18 protein-coding genes are annotated in these 19,361 nt (G+C 58.1%); 9 read left to right on the forward strand and 9 right to left on the reverse strand.

The window, feature by feature from the left end; translation table 11 throughout:
* Window positions 1-3 precede the first annotated feature (3 nt).
* A complete protein-coding gene (locus ACESUZ_RS00570; RefSeq protein ID WP_373197970.1) occupies window positions 4-483 on the forward strand; it encodes a pyridoxamine 5'-phosphate oxidase family protein in 480 nt (159 codons plus the stop codon).
* A 69-nt stretch (window positions 484-552) separates the two neighbouring features.
* Here the strand turns inward: ACESUZ_RS00570 and ACESUZ_RS00575 are convergent, their stop codons facing one another.
* From ACESUZ_RS00575 to tsaA, 4 genes are all read right to left on the reverse strand, one after another.
* Window positions 553-2,745: a hybrid sensor histidine kinase/response regulator gene (locus tag ACESUZ_RS00575; protein ID WP_373197971.1), complete on the reverse strand. Its 2,193-nt coding sequence runs from the start codon at window positions 2,743-2,745 to the stop codon at window positions 553-555.
* Window positions 2,742-3,611 carry a substrate-binding periplasmic protein gene (locus ACESUZ_RS00580; RefSeq protein WP_373197972.1) on the reverse strand — a complete coding sequence of 290 codons (870 nt, stop codon included), beginning with the start codon at window positions 3,609-3,611 and terminating at the stop codon, window positions 2,742-2,744. The genes ACESUZ_RS00575 and ACESUZ_RS00580 overlap by 4 nt, the downstream gene beginning before the upstream one ends.
* 144 nt (window positions 3,612-3,755) lie before the next feature.
* Window positions 3,756-4,970: a MalY/PatB family protein gene (locus tag ACESUZ_RS00585; protein WP_373197973.1), complete on the reverse strand. Its 1,215-nt coding sequence runs from the start codon at window positions 4,968-4,970 to the stop codon at window positions 3,756-3,758.
* A gap of 111 nt (window positions 4,971-5,081) precedes the next feature.
* Window positions 5,082-5,819 (reverse strand): tRNA (N6-threonylcarbamoyladenosine(37)-N6)-methyltransferase TrmO, encoded by a 738-nt coding sequence (gene tsaA, locus ACESUZ_RS00590; RefSeq protein WP_373197974.1) that lies wholly within the window; start codon window positions 5,817-5,819, stop codon window positions 5,082-5,084.
* 141 nt (window positions 5,820-5,960) lie between these two features.
* Here tsaA and ACESUZ_RS00595 point away from each other — a divergent pair, with 141 nt between their 5' ends.
* Entirely contained in the window at window positions 5,961-6,788 is an 828-nt protein-coding gene (locus tag ACESUZ_RS00595; protein ID WP_373197975.1) for a TipAS antibiotic-recognition domain-containing protein, read from the forward strand.
* A gap of 51 nt (window positions 6,789-6,839) precedes the next feature.
* A complete protein-coding gene (locus ACESUZ_RS00600) occupies window positions 6,840-7,085 on the forward strand; it encodes a glutaredoxin family protein (RefSeq protein ID WP_373197976.1) in 246 nt (81 codons plus the stop codon).
* Window positions 7,086-7,149: 64 nt separating this feature from the next.
* On the opposite strand, the gene ACESUZ_RS00605 is transcribed toward ACESUZ_RS00600, so the two are convergent.
* Window positions 7,150-8,103, reverse strand: coding sequence for a tRNA dihydrouridine synthase (locus ACESUZ_RS00605; RefSeq protein WP_373197977.1), 954 nt, complete (start codon window positions 8,101-8,103; stop codon window positions 7,150-7,152).
* A gap of 180 nt (window positions 8,104-8,283) precedes the next feature.
* Between ACESUZ_RS00605 and ACESUZ_RS00610 the strand changes: the two genes are divergently transcribed.
* Window positions 8,284-9,417, forward strand: coding sequence for a hypothetical protein (locus ACESUZ_RS00610; RefSeq protein WP_373197978.1), 1,134 nt, complete (start codon window positions 8,284-8,286; stop codon window positions 9,415-9,417).
* Between the two features lie 61 nt (window positions 9,418-9,478).
* On the opposite strand, the gene ACESUZ_RS00615 is transcribed toward ACESUZ_RS00610, so the two are convergent.
* The 4 genes from ACESUZ_RS00615 to ACESUZ_RS00630 all read right to left on the reverse strand — a co-directional run bounded on the left by ACESUZ_RS00615 (window position 9,479) and on the right by ACESUZ_RS00630 (window position 15,030).
* Complete coding sequence (locus ACESUZ_RS00615; RefSeq protein ID WP_373197979.1) at window positions 9,479-12,733, reverse strand: ABC transporter ATP-binding protein/permease; 3,255 nt, start codon at window positions 12,731-12,733, stop codon at window positions 9,479-9,481.
* Window positions 12,734-12,987: 254 nt separating this feature from the next.
* Entirely contained in the window at window positions 12,988-13,959 is a 972-nt protein-coding gene (locus ACESUZ_RS00620; protein WP_373197980.1) for a TlpA family protein disulfide reductase, read from the reverse strand.
* A gap of 29 nt (window positions 13,960-13,988) precedes the next feature.
* Window positions 13,989-14,870 carry a 4Fe-4S binding protein gene (locus ACESUZ_RS00625; protein WP_443985218.1) on the reverse strand — a complete coding sequence of 294 codons (882 nt, stop codon included), beginning with the start codon at window positions 14,868-14,870 and terminating at the stop codon, window positions 13,989-13,991.
* Window positions 14,871-14,883: 13 nt separating this feature from the next.
* Window positions 14,884-15,030 (reverse strand): CD1871A family CXXC motif-containing protein, encoded by a 147-nt coding sequence (locus ACESUZ_RS00630; protein WP_226812590.1) that lies wholly within the window; start codon window positions 15,028-15,030, stop codon window positions 14,884-14,886.
* A 73-nt stretch (window positions 15,031-15,103) separates the two neighbouring features.
* Here ACESUZ_RS00630 and ACESUZ_RS00635 point away from each other — a divergent pair, with 73 nt between their 5' ends.
* The 5 genes from ACESUZ_RS00635 (at window position 15,104) to ACESUZ_RS00655 (ending at window position 19,322) form a co-directional block, all read left to right on the forward strand.
* Complete coding sequence (locus ACESUZ_RS00635; RefSeq protein WP_443985219.1) at window positions 15,104-15,796, forward strand: response regulator transcription factor; 693 nt, start codon at window positions 15,104-15,106, stop codon at window positions 15,794-15,796.
* Complete coding sequence (locus tag ACESUZ_RS00640; RefSeq protein ID WP_373197982.1) at window positions 15,793-16,944, forward strand: HAMP domain-containing sensor histidine kinase; 1,152 nt, start codon at window positions 15,793-15,795, stop codon at window positions 16,942-16,944. Before ACESUZ_RS00635 ends, ACESUZ_RS00640 begins: the two co-directional genes overlap by 4 nt.
* A 67-nt stretch (window positions 16,945-17,011) precedes the next feature.
* The gene (locus tag ACESUZ_RS00645; RefSeq protein WP_373197983.1) at window positions 17,012-17,548 is read left to right on the forward strand and encodes a hypothetical protein; all 537 of its coding nucleotides are present in this window, start codon (window positions 17,012-17,014) and stop codon (window positions 17,546-17,548) included.
* Between the two features lie 42 nt (window positions 17,549-17,590).
* The gene (locus ACESUZ_RS00650; RefSeq protein WP_373197984.1) at window positions 17,591-18,016 is read left to right on the forward strand and encodes a helix-turn-helix domain-containing protein; all 426 of its coding nucleotides are present in this window, start codon (window positions 17,591-17,593) and stop codon (window positions 18,014-18,016) included.
* 157 nt (window positions 18,017-18,173) lie between these two features.
* A complete protein-coding gene (locus ACESUZ_RS00655; RefSeq protein ID WP_373197985.1) occupies window positions 18,174-19,322 on the forward strand; it encodes a carboxypeptidase-like regulatory domain-containing protein in 1,149 nt (382 codons plus the stop codon).
* Window positions 19,323-19,361 lie beyond the last annotated feature (39 nt).

Here is a 19,361-nt window from a genome sequence, read left to right on the forward strand (position 1 = left end):
ACGATGTTTAGGCCCTTGCGTCGAAAGAAACGCGCCATCACTGACGAGGAAGCGCACGAACTGCTCGCCACCTGCAAGCGCGGCGTCTTTGCCGTCAACGGCGACGATGGCTACCCGTACGCCATTCCCGTCAACTACTTCTTTGACGCCGAGCACGACAAGATTTATTTCCATGGCGCCAAGGCTGGCCACAAGGTCGACGCACTCAAGCGCGATGACAAGGTCTGCTTTACCGTTTACGGAAACGAGTGGTACCAGGACGGCGACTGGGCTCCCTACGTTATGAGCACCGTCGTCTTTGGCCGTTGTCGCCTGGCGAATGACACCCCCGCGTTTATCGAGGACAAAGTCCGCCAGCTCGCCCTTAAGTACTACCCTTCTGCCGAGGAAGTCGAAGAGGAAATCGCCAAGGACATTAAGGGCGTCCAGCTCTACGAGATTACGATTGAGCATCTTTGCGGCAAGCAGATTCAAGAAAAGTAAGCCTCTCAGCAGGCCTCATCAATAACAATATGGCCCGGTTCCAACCCACCTTGGAACCGGGCCATATTGTTATAAAGCGTCGGCGGCGATGTGCGCCAGCGCCTCGACGAGCTCTTGCGAGCTCACAGGCTTGCTCAGGTGCGCGTCCATGCCTGTCTCACGCGAAAGTCTGCGGTCGTCGGCAAAGGCGTTGGCGCTCACGGCGATAATCGGCGTGGTCACGGCATCCTCGCGATCGAGTGCTCGAATCCGACGCGTGGCCTCAAGGCCATCGATACCAGGCATCATGATGTCCATCAACACCACGTCGTACTCGTGCGGCACGCTCGCGGCAAATGCCTCAACGGCAGACTCGCCATCCTTAGCATGCGTCACGACGGCACCGGCACGGCTGAGCGTAAACTGCGCGATCTCGGCATTCAGATCGTTATCCTCTACGAGCAAAACGCGCAGGCCCTGGAGCGCATCGCCGTCGCCCGCATCTACGCGAACTGCCTGAGGAATCTCGGAGCGGTCGCACTTCTCGAACGGCAGGCGGATGATAAACGTCGTCCCCTGCCCCAAGACACTCGTAAAGCTCATGGTTCCGCCCATAAGCTCGACCAACTGTTTGGCAATAGGCGCGCCCAGGCCAGTTCCCGATGAAGCGCCCTCCACTTGCTGCTCCTCGCGGCAAAACGGCTCGTAGAGGTGTTGTTGGAACTCCTCGCTCATGCCAATGCCGTTGTCGGCGATCGTGTATTCATAGACGGGGACGCCATCCGCTGGCTCCACCTCGCGGCACACCAGACGAACATAGCCGCCCTGGCGGTTGTACTTGACGGCATTGCCGGCAATATTGAGCAACAAGCGCTTGAGGTGCGTCACGCTCACCCGTGCATAGGGATGATTAAGCGTCTGCTGGTCGCAGATAATTGTCACCAGACGCTCCTCGGCCTGGCGCTCCAGAATATCGCACACTTCGCGGGTGAGGGTCACCAAGTTTGTGGGAACAAGTTCCAGATTGACCTGGCCGCTCTCCAGGCGACTCATATCGAGCGCCTCGTTGGCAAGGTCGAGCAGCAGTCCCGATGCCGTCCAGATTTTTGAGCGGCACTCGGTCTGCTTTTGCAGATCGTCCGCATTGGCATCGCCGACCTCGACCATGCCGCGAATGCCGTTGATGGGCGTGCGCAGATCGTGGCTCATGCGACGTAGAAACTCCGTCTTTGCCGAGTTGGCAGACGAGGCCTCACGCGCTGCCTTAGCCAGCCTGTCACCATAGTCGCGCTCCTGCTGCAGCAAGTCCGTCAAACGTCGACGATCAGCGCGGCGGCGCGCCATCACAACATCGGCTATAACACCGCCGTAGAGCACCAGCACGCCGGCAGCAACAGCCGCGACGACCTCAAAGTAGCGCCGCGCCGAGGCATAGGTGTACACGTAGAACCCGCGCGCTTTTCCAAATGTGCCCAAATACCACTCGCCGTTGACGTTGACCAGTCGGACTTTGCCGGGCAGGCAGTGCTCTTTAATCCCGTCGACAATGATGGCGTCCGTCGCGGGCAGGTCGAACACGCCCAATACGGTGGGTTCGACAGTATTGGTCGCAACGACCTTGCCGTCGCTTTCGATCACAATATTGCCGCTATCGGTGGTTTCATAGCCTTCGAGCATACTCTGCAGTTTGAGCGTATTGCTTGCAACTGCTTTCGCACTCTGATGTCTTACCGCGACAACGATACCCTCGCCATCCTGCCGGGTCACGCAACCAATGTCTGCGGCTGAGTCATCCGCAAGCGTGATGCGGGCGGTATAGGACTTAAGCGGATGGGTTGCCACCTCCAGCACGGGCGCTTCTTTGAGATACGTAGCGAGCGACTCGTAGCCCACATCATCCGTCGAGGACTCGGACACCAGGTTGCCCGATGCGTCCGTCACGATCAGCGCGCTCACGTTGAACTGGTCAGCATATTGCTCCAACGCGGCGTTATCCACCGAGCCGTCGCGCTCCATATCGCGCGCCACCTCTCCGGCGATCTCCATAACGCGAATCAGGTTTTTGGTCGTATAGGCGCTATTGAATGCATCGTAGGAAAGGCTCTGCGTCGCCACGTAATCGACAACGTCGGCAAAGCGCTGCTCGGCCTGGGCTGTCGTGTAACCGTAGCTCATCATGCCGGCAACAACCGAGAGCGCTATCCCCAACAGGGCGGCAATGAGCCATACCCATGCCGAACGATCGCCCCGCTCCCCTACGGCGTGGTCGGGCGCATCGATCATGACAGGCCCTCCATATTCAAAAATGGCGAAGGGTCATCAAAGTACTTTGACACCAGGCGTTCCATGGTGCCATCGGCAAGCATTTCTTGGTAGGCATGAGTGAGCTTGACGTCGATGCCGCGCGTATCGTTGATATCGAAAGCGGTGCCCAAACCAACCTCTAGCAGCGGCTCATCCAAAATGCGATACGTTACGCCATAGTCTTTTTCGTAGGTGAGCAGCGAGGACTCATGCGCGGCGATGGCGTCGACCAGACCTTCGACGAGCGCCGGGTTCAGGTATGAACGGTCCGAAAAGCAGTAGAGTTCCTTGATCTGCGGAACGTTTTCATTTGTACGGTTGAGCAAAATGTCCTCGGGCTTGGTGGTGGACTGAACGGCCACGACCTTATCCTCAAGATCGGCAAGCGTGTAGATATCGCTCTGGGGATCGACTGCGACCACCTGGCGGCTCGCAAGGTACGGGCCGGCCCAACGATACTCGTTTTCGCGACCCGTCATGCTAAAGCTACCCATGACGCAATCGAGCTCGCCGCTCGCCAGCAGCTCTTCCTTCTTTTCCCAGTCAATCAGCTGGTATTTTGGCTTGTAACCAATGCGGGCCAAAGCCTCGGTCAATATCTCGACATCCAGGCCAACGATATCGCCGCACTCGTCGGTATACACAAACGGTGGATAGAGGTCGCTGCCAACGTTGAGCGTCTTAAGATTGTCGTCCTGGACCTGCGAGGCCTCCAGGCCTTTTGATGCAGACGTCGATGCCCCGTCATTCGACCCGGAGCAGCCGGCTATCGCTACGACAAAGGCACACGCTACCGCAAGCGCGACAAACAACGATATGGACACCGAGCGGCGAGGTCTTTTCATCGAGCTCCAGAAGATCCTGTTTACAGACTAAAATGGTTAAAGATAATAGCAAACGAAACCACTCGAGCGTCCAATGGTTACAGACGTTTTACCATGCGGGGCCTTCCAGCCGGCTTGGCAGAAGGCCCCGCATGCAGCACACGCCTACCGTGCATTAAAAACGTAGCGGTCCAAGCGATCGCACGCTTCCCTTACGCGCGAAAGCGGCAGCGCCAGATTCACACGAATGTGGCAGGGTCCATGGAACGGGCGGCCGTCCTGATACCCCACGCCCACGCGCGCCCCCTCGTCGAGCAGCCACTGAATATCGCGGCCATGCTCGCGGCACCACTCGGCGCAGTCAATAAACACCATGTACGTGCCCTGCGGACGTGAAAACGCGACGCCCTTCCAGTGTTTTTCTGCATACGTGCAGAAGTACTCGATATTGCCGGCAAGCACCTGGTTGAGCTCGTCCACCCACTCGTAGCCCTGCGGCTGGTAGGCACCAATAAGCGCATGCATGGAGAGGACATTCATTTCGTTGTAGTGGGTCTTGTTGGACACGGCGCACATGCGGTCGCGCAGCGTCTCGTTGTAGATAATGTGGTAGCTGCCGACCAGACCCGCCAAGTTGAACGTCTTGCTCGGCGCATAGAGGGCAACCGTGCGCATGCGGGCATCCTCGCTCACCGACTGCGTCGGGATATGCTTGTGTCCCGGCAGGATGATATCGGACCAAATCTCGTCCGAGATCACCACGCAATCGTGCTGGCGATAAATGTCCATGGCGCGCTCGATCTCGTCGCGCTCCCATACGCGGCCGCAGGGATTGTGCGGCGAGCAGAACACCGCGGCATGAATGTGGTTTTGGGCGAGTTTGCACTCCATGTCCTCAAAGTCCATGCGCCACACGCCTTGGTCGTCGAGTTTAAGCGGGCTGTGGACAATACGATAGCCCGCGGCTTCGATGGACTTGGTAAAGCCGATGTAGGTGGGGCTGTGGACCAGCACCGCATCGCCCGGCTGAACATACGCACGCAGCGTCGACACGACACCGCCCAGCACGCCGTTTTCGTAGCCGATATGTTCAGGGCGCAGGCCCTCGACGCCATTGCGGCGGCTCTGCCATTCGATGATGCGGTCGAAGTACTCGGCGCGCGGGTTAAAGTAGCCAAACATGGGATGCTGAGCGCGCTGAATGATGTGCTCCTGGACCGTGGGCACCGTGGCAAAATTCATGTCGGCCACCCACATGGGAATGCGGTCGAAGCCCTCGTCGGGTGCGTTCGGAGCCATACCGGGGATCTCGCCCCAGGAGTCAACGGCGATGGAGTCCATGCCGTGGCGGTCGATAAGCGAGCTAAAGTCGTATTTCATGCTGAGCCCCCGTGCAAAGTGATTGTTTTGGTAGGCGTTATTGTCCACCAGCGTGGGCGGTTTTGGCGCGGGGTTTGGCGCTTAATTTGACGGGTGCAGACGAATGGCAGGTTAGCCCCGCGCGTCGTTGACGGCGACTACGGTTAGCTGGGTTTCGTCGACCGTAAACGATATGTCGAGTCCGGCGTAGGCCAGATGATAGACGCGGTTTGGCTCGTGCTTGCTGCCCGCGCGGCGCGGATCTTGGCGTAGAACCTCGACCAAGCCAGAAATCTTTGCGGGCGGGACCGTATCCTGCAGAGCTTGCGGAAACTCAACATCGAGCTCTTGCCACGGAGCATCCTCAATCCAGCCGCCGGTCGCATCCGAGTGGCAATCCGCAAACGGGATGTAGGGCTTAATGTCGTAGATGGGCGTGCCATCGCGCAGATCGGCCCCCAGCACATGGATGATCGGGCCATCATCGGTGAACTCGACACGATCGAGTTTGACGCAGGTGAGACCGATGGGATTAGGGCGAAACGGGCTGCGCGTGGCAAAGACGCCCACACGCTCGGCTCCACCCAGGCGCGGCGGACGCACGGTCTTCGACCATTTTGCGTTGGTACCGGACCTGTCCTGCGTTTTGGCATCGGCGGCTATGTCCTTAGCCGTGCCACCGGGCGTTCCGTTTTCGAAGCGCCACAACAGCCACAGGTGAGAGAAGGAGTCCAGACCCTCAACCGCTGCATTGGAGGCAAATTCCGGCTCAAAAACGATGCGTCCCTGCAGATGAGGCGCCAAAAAGCTGTTGCGCGGAATGCCGAACTTCTGCGGCAGGTCGGTAAGTATGTGTGCGATAGGTTCCATGCCGGTCATTGTACGGCATGGAGGCTTGGGGCGTTGCGCGCAATTCTTCGCCGCGGTTTCCCGTCGTGCAACCAACGGTTGCTTGGAAGGGCGCCTGCCGCCGCGTATGCTTAAGCCATCAACCAGCAGAAAGGAGCCGCTATGGCCTTTGCAGAAAAGCTCATTGCCATCCGTCGCGCCCATCACCTTACCCAGGAGCAGCTCGCCGCCAAGCTCTTCGTCACACGCCAAGCCGTCAGCCGTTGGGAGCGCGGCGAGGTCACACCGGGCATCGACATGATGAAACTCATCGCCGCCGTAACCGGCGAGCCTCTGTCTCACCTGTTCGAAATGCCCGAGCACTATTGCCAGAGCTGCGGCATGATACTCACGCCCAACGACTGCGGCACCGATGCCACGGGCGCCACGACCGACCATTACTGCAAGTGGTGCTACGACCACGGCAAGTACACCTACGACACCACCATGGAGGCGATGATCGAGGATTGCGCCCCGCGGCTGGCGCAAAACACCGGCATGTCGCTCGACGAAGCCGTCTCGCTCATGGGCGCCGTCCTGCCGCAACTGGAGCGCTGGCGCACCGTGCAGGAAAACGAGGAGCACTACGGCGCCGAAGCGCGGGTGCGCTATGGCGATGAGGCTATCGATGCAGCAAAAGAAGCACTGCTGGATATGGACCCCGAGACATGGAACGACATGAAGGAACTTGAACGCGCTATTCTGGGTCAACTCTCGATTGCCATGGGCATTGGCGACCCAGGGAGCAACGAGGCCCACAAACTTGTCGCAATGCACCGTCGATGGATTGCCCTTAACTGGGGACGCGAGCCCCAAGACGAAGCATACCTGGGCCTCGCCCACGGCTATCTTGCCGATCAGCGCTTTGTTGACTACTACGACAAGCCCTGCGGCACCGGAGCCACGGCGTTTCTGATCCAGGCCATCGAGTCGTCGTTGACGCGCGCATAGACCGCGGCTGCTTTGGGTATTTCAATCGAAACCTCAACCGATTGGAGACCCATGGCTACTAATCATGAGCTCACGCTGTACGTTATGACCGGCTGCCCGTATTGCATAAAAGTCAAGCGATTCCTTGCCGATAACGGCGTGACCATTCCCGAGCGCAATATCTCGACCGACCCCGAAGCCGAGCAGACGCTCATCGCCGTCGGCGGAAAGCGCCAGGTTCCCTGCCTGTTCATCGACGGCAAACCGCTCTACGAGTCGAACGACATCATCGCGTGGGTGCAGGAGAACCTGCTCTAGTGCAACACAGCCATTGGGGACGTCCTTAAATGACCAGTCGTTAAAGAACGCCCCCGATGACTAGTTAGCCGTGGAAGCGAGCTGTGGGTGCAAGCAGCTGTTCGCGAAAGACGCGCTCGACGGCAGCGCGGTATTCGTCGACCTTTTTGGTCTTGCGTACGATCTTGTGGACGGTAGCGGGATCAGCGAAAGCGCACTTGGCGTAGAACCACCACTCCTTCATGCGGAAGACCGCATTGCCGCCAATCTCTTCTGCATATGCCGCAAACAGCGTGTCGTGGAAGCGCTGCAGCTCAGCAGCCGTTGCAGCTGGGCCGCCCTTGACCATGCGAGCCAGCGCGGGGTTCGCGAGCAGGCCACGCCCCAACATCACATGGCGCGTGCCGGGATAGGCCTCCACCAGCGCGTCCATATCCTCAAGATCAAAAATGTCACCGTTATAGGCCACGGGAAACGGCGCCCGCTCCAACGTCTTGCCGTAAAACTCTTTGCGCGGCGAGCCCGTATAACGGTCCTTCTGTACGCGCGGATGCACGATCAGCTCTGCCAGCGGCATGCGGCAATACAGATCGAGCACGCGCTCGTATTCGTCGTCGCTCTCCAGCCCCAGCCTGGTTTTTACCGACACCGGCAACGGCGAACGTTCGCACACATCGCTCAAGAACACTTCGAGCTCGTCCAAGTGGCGCAAAAAGCCCGAGCCCTTGCCCTTGGCGACAACCGTCCCCGAGGGGCAACCCAAGTTGAGATTGACCTCTCGATAGCCCATGTCGGCGAGCACCTGTGCCGCCCACACAAACTCATCCGCGTTCTTGGACATCAACTGAGGCACCACGTTGAGCCCCTGGTTATTGGCAGGATCGATCTCCTTAAACGCCTTGCCGCCAAAGCGATTGCCCACCCGCGGCGGCGGCAAAAACGGCGTGTAATAACAGTCGAGCGCGCCAAAGCACTCCGCATGCACGCGACGAAACACATGCCCGGTAATTCCCTCCATGGGGGCCAGCGAAAGGATCATCTACTCTTCTCTCATATCAACGAACATGACTAAGGAACTGCCCCTTTGTCATGTTCATTATGCCTTGTGCTCTAGCACCACGCCATTAGCGCCGTGTTAGAGCAACTGACGCCCTGCACTCATTTATACTCAAACGCATGCGTGCATCGCCCGCGTAGAACGATGAGAGTCGAGGCCCCCATGCAGCAGCTCACCGAGCAAGAAAAGAAACGCATCCAGCGGTACTGCACGTACCCCAAGATCGCAGCGACTGCACTCGCCATGTCGTTCGTAGCATGCCTGCTGATGTTGCCGCTCCAAATGATCAACGATATCGCGTTCCACCAAAAAGAATTCCAACCCGCGGGCATATATACCGCCATCGCACTCACCGTAATCGAACTCGCCGTCTTTTGCTATTGCGCTCTTGCACCGCGCTTTGGAATGCAGGGCAAACAGTGGAAGGAGCTGCAGAGCAGGCTTGCGGTAGCCCAGACCAACAAGGACCGTTCCGCGGAGGTCGCCGGCGTGCTTGCCACGCAAGCTGCCGGCCGCCTGCTCAAGAACAGCGATAACGATGTTGCGCGCAACCTAGGCGGCGCCGCAGAGATTGCCGGCGCCGTAGGGGCAGTTGCCACCGCGGCAGACGTGCTAGCCGAAACCTCGAGCAATGCCGAAGCCATGGCAAACGCATACGGCGTTGCGATTCCGAGCGCCAAGAAACAGATGATCGCGCTCATCGCAGTACCAGTCATTGTGCTGCTTGGCGCCTACATCCCGCAGTTTGTCCAGGGAAGCAGCGAACTTCAGGCGAGAAAGGCCGCGGCAGCCGAACAGCTTGTCATTGCGCAGGATGCCTTGGAGCCCGTGTGCGAACGCGTTGCGGCAGACAACCCATACGAGTCGTATCACGACTACGGCTACCGCGTTATCGGCTATCTGCGCGATAATGACCTCGGCGCTCAAGCAGCCTATGTCTACCTTTCTTTTGATGCAGACGGCATGCTCACGGACGTCGATTACACCAGCCAGATCGACCCCGTGGCAAGCCTTGCAGACAACCTCGCCCGCGCCGAGCAGGATATCGCGACGCTCTGTGCTTCGCTCAATGGGCTGGACGTTTCCGTTGCCACACCGGACCTCCTCACGCCATGCAGCCTGTCGGATGAATTTAAACAGGCATTTTTGGCCGGCTCCCTATATGAAGAAATCAGCATCAAGACGGAGGACGAATCTATCAAGTCGTACTACACCTTTGACACCGAAGCGGCAGAAGAATTCGACGAATACACCCATCCGGAAATTAGGCTCATGCTCTCTGCAAAGAAGAACTAAAGGCTTACGCTCTAATTTCGCAAAGGTCTCAATGTGACAAAGGAACAGCCCCTTTGTCACATTATTCAGAGCGCAGGGCCTCCACGGGATCCTTCCTGGACGCACTGCGGGCCGGCAGCAGACCGGCAACGACCGTCAGCAGCACCGAAATCGCGATGAGCACCAGCGCATCCTGCACGGGCAGGCTCATCAGATTGGGGACCTGTTTGGCAGCAAGCGCCCAGGCATTAACCGGAAAGCTCACGGCCACCACGACGACAACGGCAAAGACGCCAGCGATGAGGCCCTCGATAAAGGTCTCGGCATTGAATACGTTGGCCACGTTGCGCTTTGACGCGCCGATCGCGCGCAGGATGCCAATCTCCTTTTTTCGCTCCAGCACGCTGATGTAGGTGATGATGCCGATCATGATGGAGCTCACCACCAGGCTGATGCTCACGAATGCGATGAGCACCAAGCTGATGGTGTTCACGATGTCGGTCACCGAACCCATGATGATGCCCATGTAGTCGGTGTACGAGATCGCCTGTTCATCGTGGCCGGCGGCTTTGACCTGCTTGTTGTACGCATCGATGTGATCGAGCACACGCTCCTTGGCCTCAAAGTCGCGCGGGAAAATCTTGACCGAGATGGGGTCGGCCTCATCCGCATAGCCCAACGTGGTCAGATTGTTGTCGTAGGTGAGCTTCGAAGCCTTGGCATAGCTCATCATGAGCGAACTCAGATCCTCGGCATCCATGTTGAAATGGATGGCATGAGCAAAGGCGCTCGCATCCACACGCATAGCGCTCGCCAGGTTGGCAAAACTCGATGACATCTGCGTCGCCATCTGGCCCATGAGCCCTTCCGCGCCCGCCTTGAGCTGAGCTGACACCGTCGCCGCAATCTGATCGCTGATCGACTTCATCACCTGATCCATAGCCTGCTGCAGATACGGAGCCAGCTGCTTTTGCACATAGTCGGTCATCGCCTGCTGCAAGCGCTCGGCCAGGGCATCGCCGCCGAGCGCTTTGAGCTGGGCCAGGATTTGCTGGGCTGCCGTATCACTCTCAAGATACGCCGAGAATGCGGCAGCAAGCTTTGACGCGTCCTTAAGATCATCGGGTGACAGCGCCCTAAACTGATCAGACTGCAAAAAGCCCTCAAACAGTTGGTTGGCAAGCGTTCCCACCTGCTGCATTTGCTCGGGCGTGAGCTCCAGACCGTCAAAGATGCCCGAGAAATCTGGGGCCGGCGCTTTGGCCATGATGTCGCTGAAGTCGATGTCCTTGCCAACGTTCGAAAGGTCAATGTCCAGCCCGGACAAGTCGATACCAGAAAGGTCCATACCGCCGGCCGCACCCGAGAGTGCAGACGCATCAAACGAGAACGCACTCTTCAGCGCCGCCTCGTCCACACTGAACATACTGCCCAGATCCACGCCCTGTTTTGCCTCGCCCTGCAGTTCATCGAAAGACTTGCCCGTAAAGGCATCCGTCTCGGGGTGGGCAAGCTGCTCTTGCACAATCTGCGAATCGGCGGCGCGCTCCATAAGCTGGTGAGTCAGCGCATGTGTATAGGCAATGCCCGGAGACAACGCGCTCGCATTGGCCGTCTCGTTAGGTCGCACCACGCCCACAATGTGCACGTCAATGCCGTCGGCAACCTTGTCGGCCATAAAGTCGGCGTCACCGGACATGTCAGTCCACATGCCGGTCTCTTCGTTTTTGCGATAAGCATCGGCCGGCGACAACACCTTAAACGTCGTGGACAGCGCATCGTCGTAGGTAAAGTCGGCGCCGGTCTCGGGCGTTTCGGCCCCACCGTCGGCCGCCATGGCGCTGTTAACCAGGTCGTTGAGCTCGTTGATATCCAGCGCGCCGATGCTGTAAAGCGTGTAATCGCCCACCGTGCCACGGCTCGAAAGCACCATCACGGCTTCGTTGGCGGACGTGGGCCAGTGACCAGCGACGACATCGTACTGGCTGTCGAGCAGACTCTGGTCGTCGATCATCTCGTTAAAGACCGAGGTTCCCATGGATTCCATGCTCACCGTTGCCGCCGAACTTGCGCCTCCGCTCATGGCCTCGGTCATAGCGTTGGGCACCAGCCGGACGGGCTTCTCGTCGCCCTTGCCGGCACGATAGACAACCGGCGATACACCGTAGCCGTACTGAATGGCGTTGACCTCTTTATCGATTCCGTCGCCACCGGCATCGAGCCATGCCTTAAAGCTCGTCATGTCGTTGGACTTAACGCTCGCAAACATATCCTTTACGGCCGTGACCACGGGAATCTTATCGGTTTCCTGAGCCTTGCCGTCGGTACCGTCGTCGGACGAATCCTCGCCGTTGGACGCCTCGTCATCCGTGGCCCCCTGTCCGCCCATCATGAACGACAGGTCGTAATCCTGCTTGGAAATGGTGAGCGGGTAGCTCGACAGCGTATCCTCCTCGACCTTTTTGATGTAGCCGTTTACGCCGTTGGACAGTGCCAGAATCGCCGCGATGCCGATAATGCCAATCGACCCCGCAAAGGCCGTCATGGCCGCACGGCCCTTCTTGGTCATAAGGTTGCGGGCAGAAAGCCCCAGCGCCGTCACAAAGCTCATCGAGGTTTTGCGCGTAGGCTTTGCCTCGCGGCGCGTGGCGTCAGCGACATCGAAAGGATCGGAATCGTCGGTGATCTTGCCGTCCGCCAGGTTGACGATGCGCGTGGCGTATTGGTACGCCAGCTCGGGATTGTGCGTGACCATAATAACCAGACGGTCGCGCGCCACGTCCTTGAGCAAGTCCATGACCTGCACGGACGTTGTGGAATCCAAGGCGCCGGTCGGCTCGTCTGCCAGCACAATCTCGGGATCGTTAATCAGGGCGCGGGCGATGGCCACGCGCTGCATCTGTCCGCCCGATAGCTGGCTCGGGCGCTTGTTAACGTGCTCGCCCAAGCCGACTTTCTCCAACGCCTCGCGCGCACGCTGGCGGCGCTCGGCATGCCCCACGCCCGTGAGCGTGAGCGCCAGCTCCACGTTTTCCAAAATGGTCTGATGCGGAATGAGGTTATAGCTTTGGAACACAAAGCCGATGCGGTTGTTGCGATAGGCATCCCAATCGCGGTCACGGAAGTCCTTAGTCGAAATACCGTCAATCAACAGGTCACCGGAATCAAAGTGGTCCAGCCCACCGATAACGTTGAGCATTGTGGTTTTGCCCGAGCCCGAGGGACCCAGAATGGCCACGAACTCGTTATCGCGAAAAGCCAGGCTCACGTTATCGAGCGCCACCTGCGTAAACGACTGTGTGACGTACCTTTTGCAAATACCTTTGAGCTCCAACATGGACGGCAACCTCTCCCACGCGGACGCACTTGCCCGCTCTCCCCCGCCGTTCGTATTCGACGCGTTTGTCCTACTCTATCCCCATTTTTTGCCGGAGCCAGTGAGGAATGTAGGGAACCGCGCCAAAAAACGAACGGGACGACGCCCAAAAGAAGAGGTCCCGAGCGGGACCTCTGTATGGTGGAGATTATCTTGAAAGGCAGCGGACTACTCCGCACAGCGGCGCGCGATCCTCGCCATGCTTTACGCGTTTTCTACTGCTCGCTATTCGCAATCGCCTGGTCGATAAGCTTGTCGAGCGCTGCGCGCTGCTCAGCGGAGCTGATGGCTCCCACGATTGGATCCCCTACGATGTTGCCATTCTGATCGATGACATACGTTGTCGGGAACGAGAACAAATTTGACGTAAACTTACCGGCCTCGCTATCCGACTTGAACCAGATGTTCTTATATGTCACGCCCTTCTTGCTCAGCACGTCCTTGGCATCTGCGATCTCGCCCTTGTTGCCATCGAGCGTAAAGGAATTGACGCCCACGACCTGGCCGCCCTTCTCGGCAAGCTCCTGATTCAGCTTCTCAAGATCGCCCAGCTCGCCCACGCACGGCTTGCAAGTAGTGAACCAGAAGTTCATGACGGTGACCTTGTTCTTAGAGAACAGCTCGTCGCCGTTCACGTCGTTGCCATCCAGGTCCTTGCCCGTAAAGCTGGGGAACTTCGTCGCCTCGCTCGAAGCATTGGCACCAGCCGTCATGCCAGCGGTCGAAGCGTCGACGCTCTCGCCTGCACTCGGCGTGCTTCCACAGCCGGGGAACTCCTTCTCCAGGCTCTCGAGCTTGTCCTCGATCTCCTTGATCTGCTGTGTACCGGCCTTGAGCGTCTTGAGCTCATCCGCCGTAAACTCATCCTTGGCGCCGTCGATGGTCTTGAGCAGGAAATCGCCGTAATTGCTGCCGTCCTCAATCATTGCCGAGTCTTTATTTGCCGCATTGAATACCTTTTCCCACAGCGCGTTATCACTCGAAAAGATCTCGTTCTCCTTCTGCATGAGCTTCGCATACAGCTCGGCGGCCTCGTCGGCATTGGCCGGCTTCTGCGCAGTGAGTTCTGCGATCTTAGGATCGGAGCTCGCAGATTCGCTCGCATTGCCGCCAGGTGCCGAGCACGCCACAAGACACAAGGCCAGCACCGGCACCATAAACAGGGCCGCAATCTTAGAAAGCTTCATAGTCATTCCTCCGTTTTGTCGAAGCTTGTTTACTTTTTATCGGCGGGCAAGGGAAGCTTTTCCGCCGACACATCCAGGCCATAGCGATAGCTGATGGCATCGACGGGACAGGCCCCGATGCACTTTCCGCACCGGATGCATTCGGCATGATTGGGCGCGCGGACCACATCAACGTCCATCTGACAAGCCTTTGAGCACTTGCCGCACGAGACACATTTGCATGCGTCAACCCGAATCCCCAGTAGGGACACCCTATTCATGAGCGCATAGAATGCGCCGAGTGGACAAATCCATTTGCAGAAGGGGCGGTAGAACAAAACGCTCAGCACTACCACGGCAATGAGAACGGCAAGTTTCCAAGTAAAGAGCTGTCCCAACGCAGATCGAATGCCGGCATTGGCAATGGCCAGAGGAATGGCGCCCTCGAGCACACCCTGCGGACAGATGTACTTACAAAAGAACGGGTCGCCCATGCCCACGTCGTTAACCACCAAGACGGGCAGCAGCACCACGGCAAACAACAGCACGACGTACTTGATGTACGTGAGCGGCTTGAGCTTTTTCGTGGAGAACTTTTTGCCGGGAATCTTATGAAGCAGCTCCTGAAGCCAGCCAAACGGGCACAGAAAGCCGCATACAAAGCGTCCCAGCAGCACGCCGAGCAAAATGAGCGTACCGGTAACGTAGTAGGAGAAGTTGAACTTAGATGAACCTACCACCGACTGGAACGACCCGATGGGGCACGCACCCGATGCCGCGGGGCACGAATAGCAGTTAAGCCCGGGTACGCAGACTGTTTTTCCCGCGCCGTGATAGATGCCGCCTTTAGCAAAGTTTGGCAGGTGAATGTTGGTGATGAGCGTTGCCGCCGCCTGAATGAATCCGCGAATTCTGGCCAAAACATGCGACACGGTGTTTTTTCTTTTATCCAATTCCGATACACTCCAAGCACAGCCTAATCGCCTTGGCCAGCACGGCATCCGCCTCGCCACGCATAACGCCAAAGCACACCATGGCCACACCGACGATCAGCAACGCAACCTGCATTACAGGTTTTATCGCTTTGAACAACTTGACCACTCCTTTCGTCACGCGACCTATTGGACCATATCGACTATAAAATCCGTGTTAAGCGCGATTTGAAATGTGCAAGGAGACTGTTATGCGTATTTTGATCGTCGAGGACGAGCAGGCGCTGTGTGACGCAATCGCGCGCAGCTTGCGAAACTTGGCGTACAGCGTCGACTGCTGTCACGACGGGCAGGAGGCGCTCGACCTGCTGGACGTTGAGGCCTTCGACCTCGTGGTACTCGACCTCAACCTTCCCCGTATCGACGGCATGACCGTACTCAGGGAACTTAGGAAAACTGACTGCGAGACCAAAGTGCTGATTCTGTCCGCACGTGGCGAAGTATCCGATAAAGTCGCCGGACTCGATGCCGGCGCCAACGATTACCTCACCAAGCCGTTTCATCTGGACGAGCTTGCGGCAAGGATTCGCAGCCTTACCCTAAGACGCTTTACACAAAGCGACGTAGTTTTAACCTGCGGAAAGCTCAGCTTTGACACCAAGGCGCGCATCGCTTCCGTGGACAGCGAGGCTTTATCTCTTACGCGCAAGGAAACGGGAATCTTGGAATACCTGATGCTTAATCAGGGGCGTCCGGTAAGTCAAGAGGAGCTTATCGAGCACGTTTGGGATAGCAGCGTGAACAGCTTTAGCAACGCAACCCGCGTTCACATCTCGTCACTCCGCAAAAAGCTGCGCAGCGCTTTGGGATACGACCCGATTCGTAATCGGATTGGAGAGGGCTACGTTATGGAGGATAGCGAATGAAAAGGCTTTCGCTGCAATGGCGCATAACGATTATGACAGCACTGCTCACGTGTGCAGCATGCGTGCTGACGAACTGCCTGGTCGGCTATACGGGCATGCGCTACATGGATGCCATCGGCAGTAACATCTCGGCCTTTAACGCAACCGGCGAAGATTCGCCCCAGGCGTTCGACCCAACGAAAGCGGTCCCCGATGACAGGGTCACGATCGTCGTAAACGACGCACAGGAGTCTTTTGGCACGACAGCCTGGTACATCACGGCTGGAGTCACACTCCTTGGCGGCGTGCTGGCATACTTTGTGAGCGGCCGTGCACTCAAACCGCTACGGGATTTCGCCGCCCAGGTAGAGCGCGTGCAGCCTGACAACCTAAGCGAAATCAGACTCAGTGAAGATGTGCCCACCGAGCTACAACGATGCAGCGCCTCTTTCAACGACATGATCGCCCGTCTTGGCGAAGGATTCTCTGCACAGCGTCAGTTTACCGGCAACGCCGCACACGAGCTGCGCACCCCGCTCGCCCTTATGCAAGCACAGATTGAACTATTCATCTCCGAGCACTCCGGTTTGCAACCCGAAACAGCCGAGCTGCTCGGCCTGCTACAAGAACAAACCGAGCGCATGTCTCGAATGACCAAGGTATTGCTTGAGATGAGTGAGCTCCGCAGCGTTCCTTGCGAGGACGATGTTGAACTCGGTCCCTTGTCCGAAGAGGTCCTCACTGACCTTGCGCCACTTGCCGAAAATAGGAGCATAGCCCTCAACTGTGCTGGAGACGCTTTAGTAATCGGGAGCGACACGCTCCTCTATCGGTTGCTGTTCAACCTGGCCGAAAACGCCATCCGTTACAGTCGCTCCGGCTCGACTGTCAATGTCTCCATCAGCGACAGCGACAGCCACGTGCTCCTGCGAGTCAAAGATGAGGGCCCGGGAATACCCAAGCAGTACCGAGAGAGCATCTTCCAGCCGTTCTTTCGTCTAGACAAATCCCGCAGCAGGGCATACGGCGGCGCAGGACTCGGGCTAGCGCTTGTTTGGGAGATTGCAGCACTTCACGGTGGCACGGTAGAGGTCGAAACAAGTTCCGAGAACGGGACTACCATGCTCGTAAGCCTTCCAAAACGATCCGCAGCGTTAACCGAACAGTAAAACGAAAGGGGTCCCGAGCAACAGGAGTACAATTGCTGCATTGTTGCCACCTGATGGGAGATGGAAGATGGACTGCGATGGCTACCCGCGCATTCCCATGCCGTTGATGTGCACTGCCTTTGTGCCGGGGCAGATTGACGCTGCGGTTGCAGGCATTTCCGACCCCGATTCACGCACCATCGCCACGGCAGAAGCGCTGTACTTTCGCGGACAGGCCACACCCGCCGCCGAGACAGCACGCCCCTATCTTGACGCCACCGACCCCGCACTGCGTTATTCCGCATGCCTTATCTGCGGATATGCCAGTCTGTCGCTCAACCGTATCGCCGATGCCCGCCGTTGCCTTGCGGGCATCCTCGATGCGCCAACTGACGAGGAATCGCCCGCCGTCCACGCCACGCATATCCTGTTCGCCTCCGCTGCGAGTGTCCTGCTGCACTTGCCTTCCCCGTATTCTGCTGAAGAGTTTTATCCACTTGCGGCGCATCTGCCCGAAGGCCTGCGCCTGTTCGCCAGCTACGTGATGGCGCATGCCCTGTACCTGCGCGGCGAATATGGCCGCAGTCTGGGCATGACGGAAAACGCCCTGATCATGAAACAGTGAAGCTATCCCATCTCGGAGCTGTTCCTGCACCTGTCGGCTTCCATGGCATGCATGAGCCTCAAGGATATCGACGCCGCAAAGGCACACTTCGGAGCCGCTTGGGACATTGCGCGTCCCGACGGCCTTATCGAGCTCATTGGCGAGCACCATGGCCTTTTGCAGGGACTCATCGAGGCATGCCTAAAATCGCAATACCCTGACGATTTCGCACGCATCATCGAGATCACGTACCGCTTCAGCTACGGCTGGCGGCGCATCCACAACCCCGATTCGGGCGAGGACGTGGCCGACGATTTAACGACCACGGAGTTCACCATGGCCATGCTCGCCTGCCGCGGATGGACCAACGCCGAAATCGCACGCCACATGGGAGTATCGCCGGGCACCGTTAAAAACCGCCTATCAGGAGTGTATGCCAAGCTTGGTATCGGAACTCGCGCCGAGCTGATTGCCCACATGTTGCGCTAACGGCCAGACTGCCCGGCGTATCGAAAGCCCTCCGGGGGCCTGACGCTTTCGCGCACTCAAATTGGACATTTTGGCCATCGAACGGCACTACCGCCACGGGGCACCTTCTCGCAAAATTGGATTATTTCCTCCGATGTTTGCGGGATGGGAGCCAAAGATGCTTGATCGCCGTTCGTTACTTGTTGCCGGAGCGTCCTCGCTGGCGAGCATTATGTTGCCGCGCGTGCCGGGAAGCGCAAACGCCTTCATATTGCCGTTCGCGCCCACCGAAGCCTATGCCGACGAAAAAGACCCCTTCAGGGTGCTCGTTCTCTCGCGCACCATGTTTGGTGTGGTCGTGGTCGACGTCGCCAACAAAAATACGCCCATCGCGGGTGCCCAGGTCACGCTCACATCGCGCTATGCCGCAGGCAAGCAGCTCACCGCCACAACCGACGACGAGGGCACGGCCATCTTTGAGATCGCCCCTCTTTCGGAAGGTTACGTGGACGAGGCAACGCTTCTCGACGCGTACGACTTTAACGGCGGCATTTCCATTAGCATGGCGGGCTACCGTGATGTCGAGATTCCCCTTGCGCGTATCCAGGGCGGCACCGCCATAACCGCACCCACGCGTCCGCTTTCCGACGGCGAGCCGTACTTCCGCCAGCTCACGTTTGACGAATGGGACATCCAGTACGCTGAAGCCACGTTCATGGCATTGCCGAAGGACGACGCCGGAAACGATCAACCCGACACGCACGCCTTTACCGTGCAGGCACATATGCCACAGGGTGGGCAGGCAACGCTGCGCATTAACAAAGTGACACCTGCCGCGGGTAGCTCGCCCGAAACCGTCACGCAGATTGGCCAAGTCAAGGCCAGTGCATCGGGTTCGGATAATCTGGCAACGTTCACACTCGAAGACAAGTTTCTCGATGCGGCATCGGGCCTTCTGGAAGAAGGGTGCAAGCTGCGCTTTGTCCTCGACTATCAGGGCAAAACCTACACGCTCTCCTCTCCCATGGCCGTTGTCACCGCGCCGGCCGCAAAGGCGGAATCCGGATCGACCACTATCGTCCCCACTACCATGGACCAAGAGATTACTCCGTTTGATTTCCCAGCAGCGTTTCCCGGCATTGGCGGCAACAAGTTCACCTGCTGGATGCCCTCGTTCCCTATTTTGTTCGATTTCTCGTTTGCCGGGTACGTACTGTTTGGCGGAGGATACAAACCGGTCGGCTACATGAACGATTCGGGCAATCCGGATCCGGAGTACTGGAAGAAGTCACCGCGCGAGTCGGGTGCCAAGCAGGCAAACCGCTAGCTCGACGAGATGGAGGGGAAGTGGAATCAGTACAAGAGT

It is taken from the genome of Collinsella aerofaciens ATCC 25986 (assembly GCF_964239575.1).
GTDB classification, from domain to species: domain Bacteria; phylum Actinomycetota; class Coriobacteriia; order Coriobacteriales; family Coriobacteriaceae; genus Collinsella; species Collinsella aerofaciens_BQ.

Bases quoted from the DNA above. Each gene is read 5' to 3' on its own strand.
- ACESUZ_RS00615 (WP_373197979.1), bottom strand. From the start codon at position 12,733: ATGTTGGAGCTCAAAGGTATTTGCAAAAGGTACGTCACACAGTCGTTT.
- ACESUZ_RS00635 (WP_443985219.1), top strand. From the start codon at position 15,104: ATGTGCAAGGAGACTGTTATGCGTATTTTGATCGTCGAGGACGAGCAG.
- ACESUZ_RS00640 (WP_373197982.1), top strand. From the start codon at position 15,793: ATGAAAAGGCTTTCGCTGCAATGGCGCATAACGATTATGACAGCACTG.
- ACESUZ_RS00645 (WP_373197983.1), top strand. From the start codon at position 17,012: ATGGACTGCGATGGCTACCCGCGCATTCCCATGCCGTTGATGTGCACT.
- tsaA (WP_373197974.1), bottom strand. From the start codon at position 5,819: ATGGAACCTATCGCACACATACTTACCGACCTGCCGCAGAAGTTCGGC.
- ACESUZ_RS00580 (WP_373197972.1), bottom strand. From the start codon at position 3,611: ATGAAAAGACCTCGCCGCTCGGTGTCCATATCGTTGTTTGTCGCGCTT.
- ACESUZ_RS00585 (WP_373197973.1), bottom strand. From the start codon at position 4,970: ATGAAATACGACTTTAGCTCGCTTATCGACCGCCACGGCATGGACTCC.
- ACESUZ_RS00620 (WP_373197980.1), bottom strand. From the start codon at position 13,959: ATGAAGCTTTCTAAGATTGCGGCCCTGTTTATGGTGCCGGTGCTGGCC.
- ACESUZ_RS00595 (WP_373197975.1), top strand. From the start codon at position 5,961: ATGGCCTTTGCAGAAAAGCTCATTGCCATCCGTCGCGCCCATCACCTT.
- ACESUZ_RS00570 (WP_373197970.1), top strand. From the start codon at position 4: ATGTTTAGGCCCTTGCGTCGAAAGAAACGCGCCATCACTGACGAGGAA.
- ACESUZ_RS00610 (WP_373197978.1), top strand. From the start codon at position 8,284: ATGCAGCAGCTCACCGAGCAAGAAAAGAAACGCATCCAGCGGTACTGC.
- ACESUZ_RS00655 (WP_373197985.1), top strand. From the start codon at position 18,174: ATGCTTGATCGCCGTTCGTTACTTGTTGCCGGAGCGTCCTCGCTGGCG.
- ACESUZ_RS00575 (WP_373197971.1), bottom strand. From the start codon at position 2,745: ATGATCGATGCGCCCGACCACGCCGTAGGGGAGCGGGGCGATCGTTCG.
- ACESUZ_RS00605 (WP_373197977.1), bottom strand. From the start codon at position 8,103: ATGATCCTTTCGCTGGCCCCCATGGAGGGAATTACCGGGCATGTGTTT.
- ACESUZ_RS00600 (WP_373197976.1), top strand. From the start codon at position 6,840: ATGGCTACTAATCATGAGCTCACGCTGTACGTTATGACCGGCTGCCCG.
- ACESUZ_RS00650 (WP_373197984.1), top strand. From the start codon at position 17,591: ATGGCATGCATGAGCCTCAAGGATATCGACGCCGCAAAGGCACACTTC.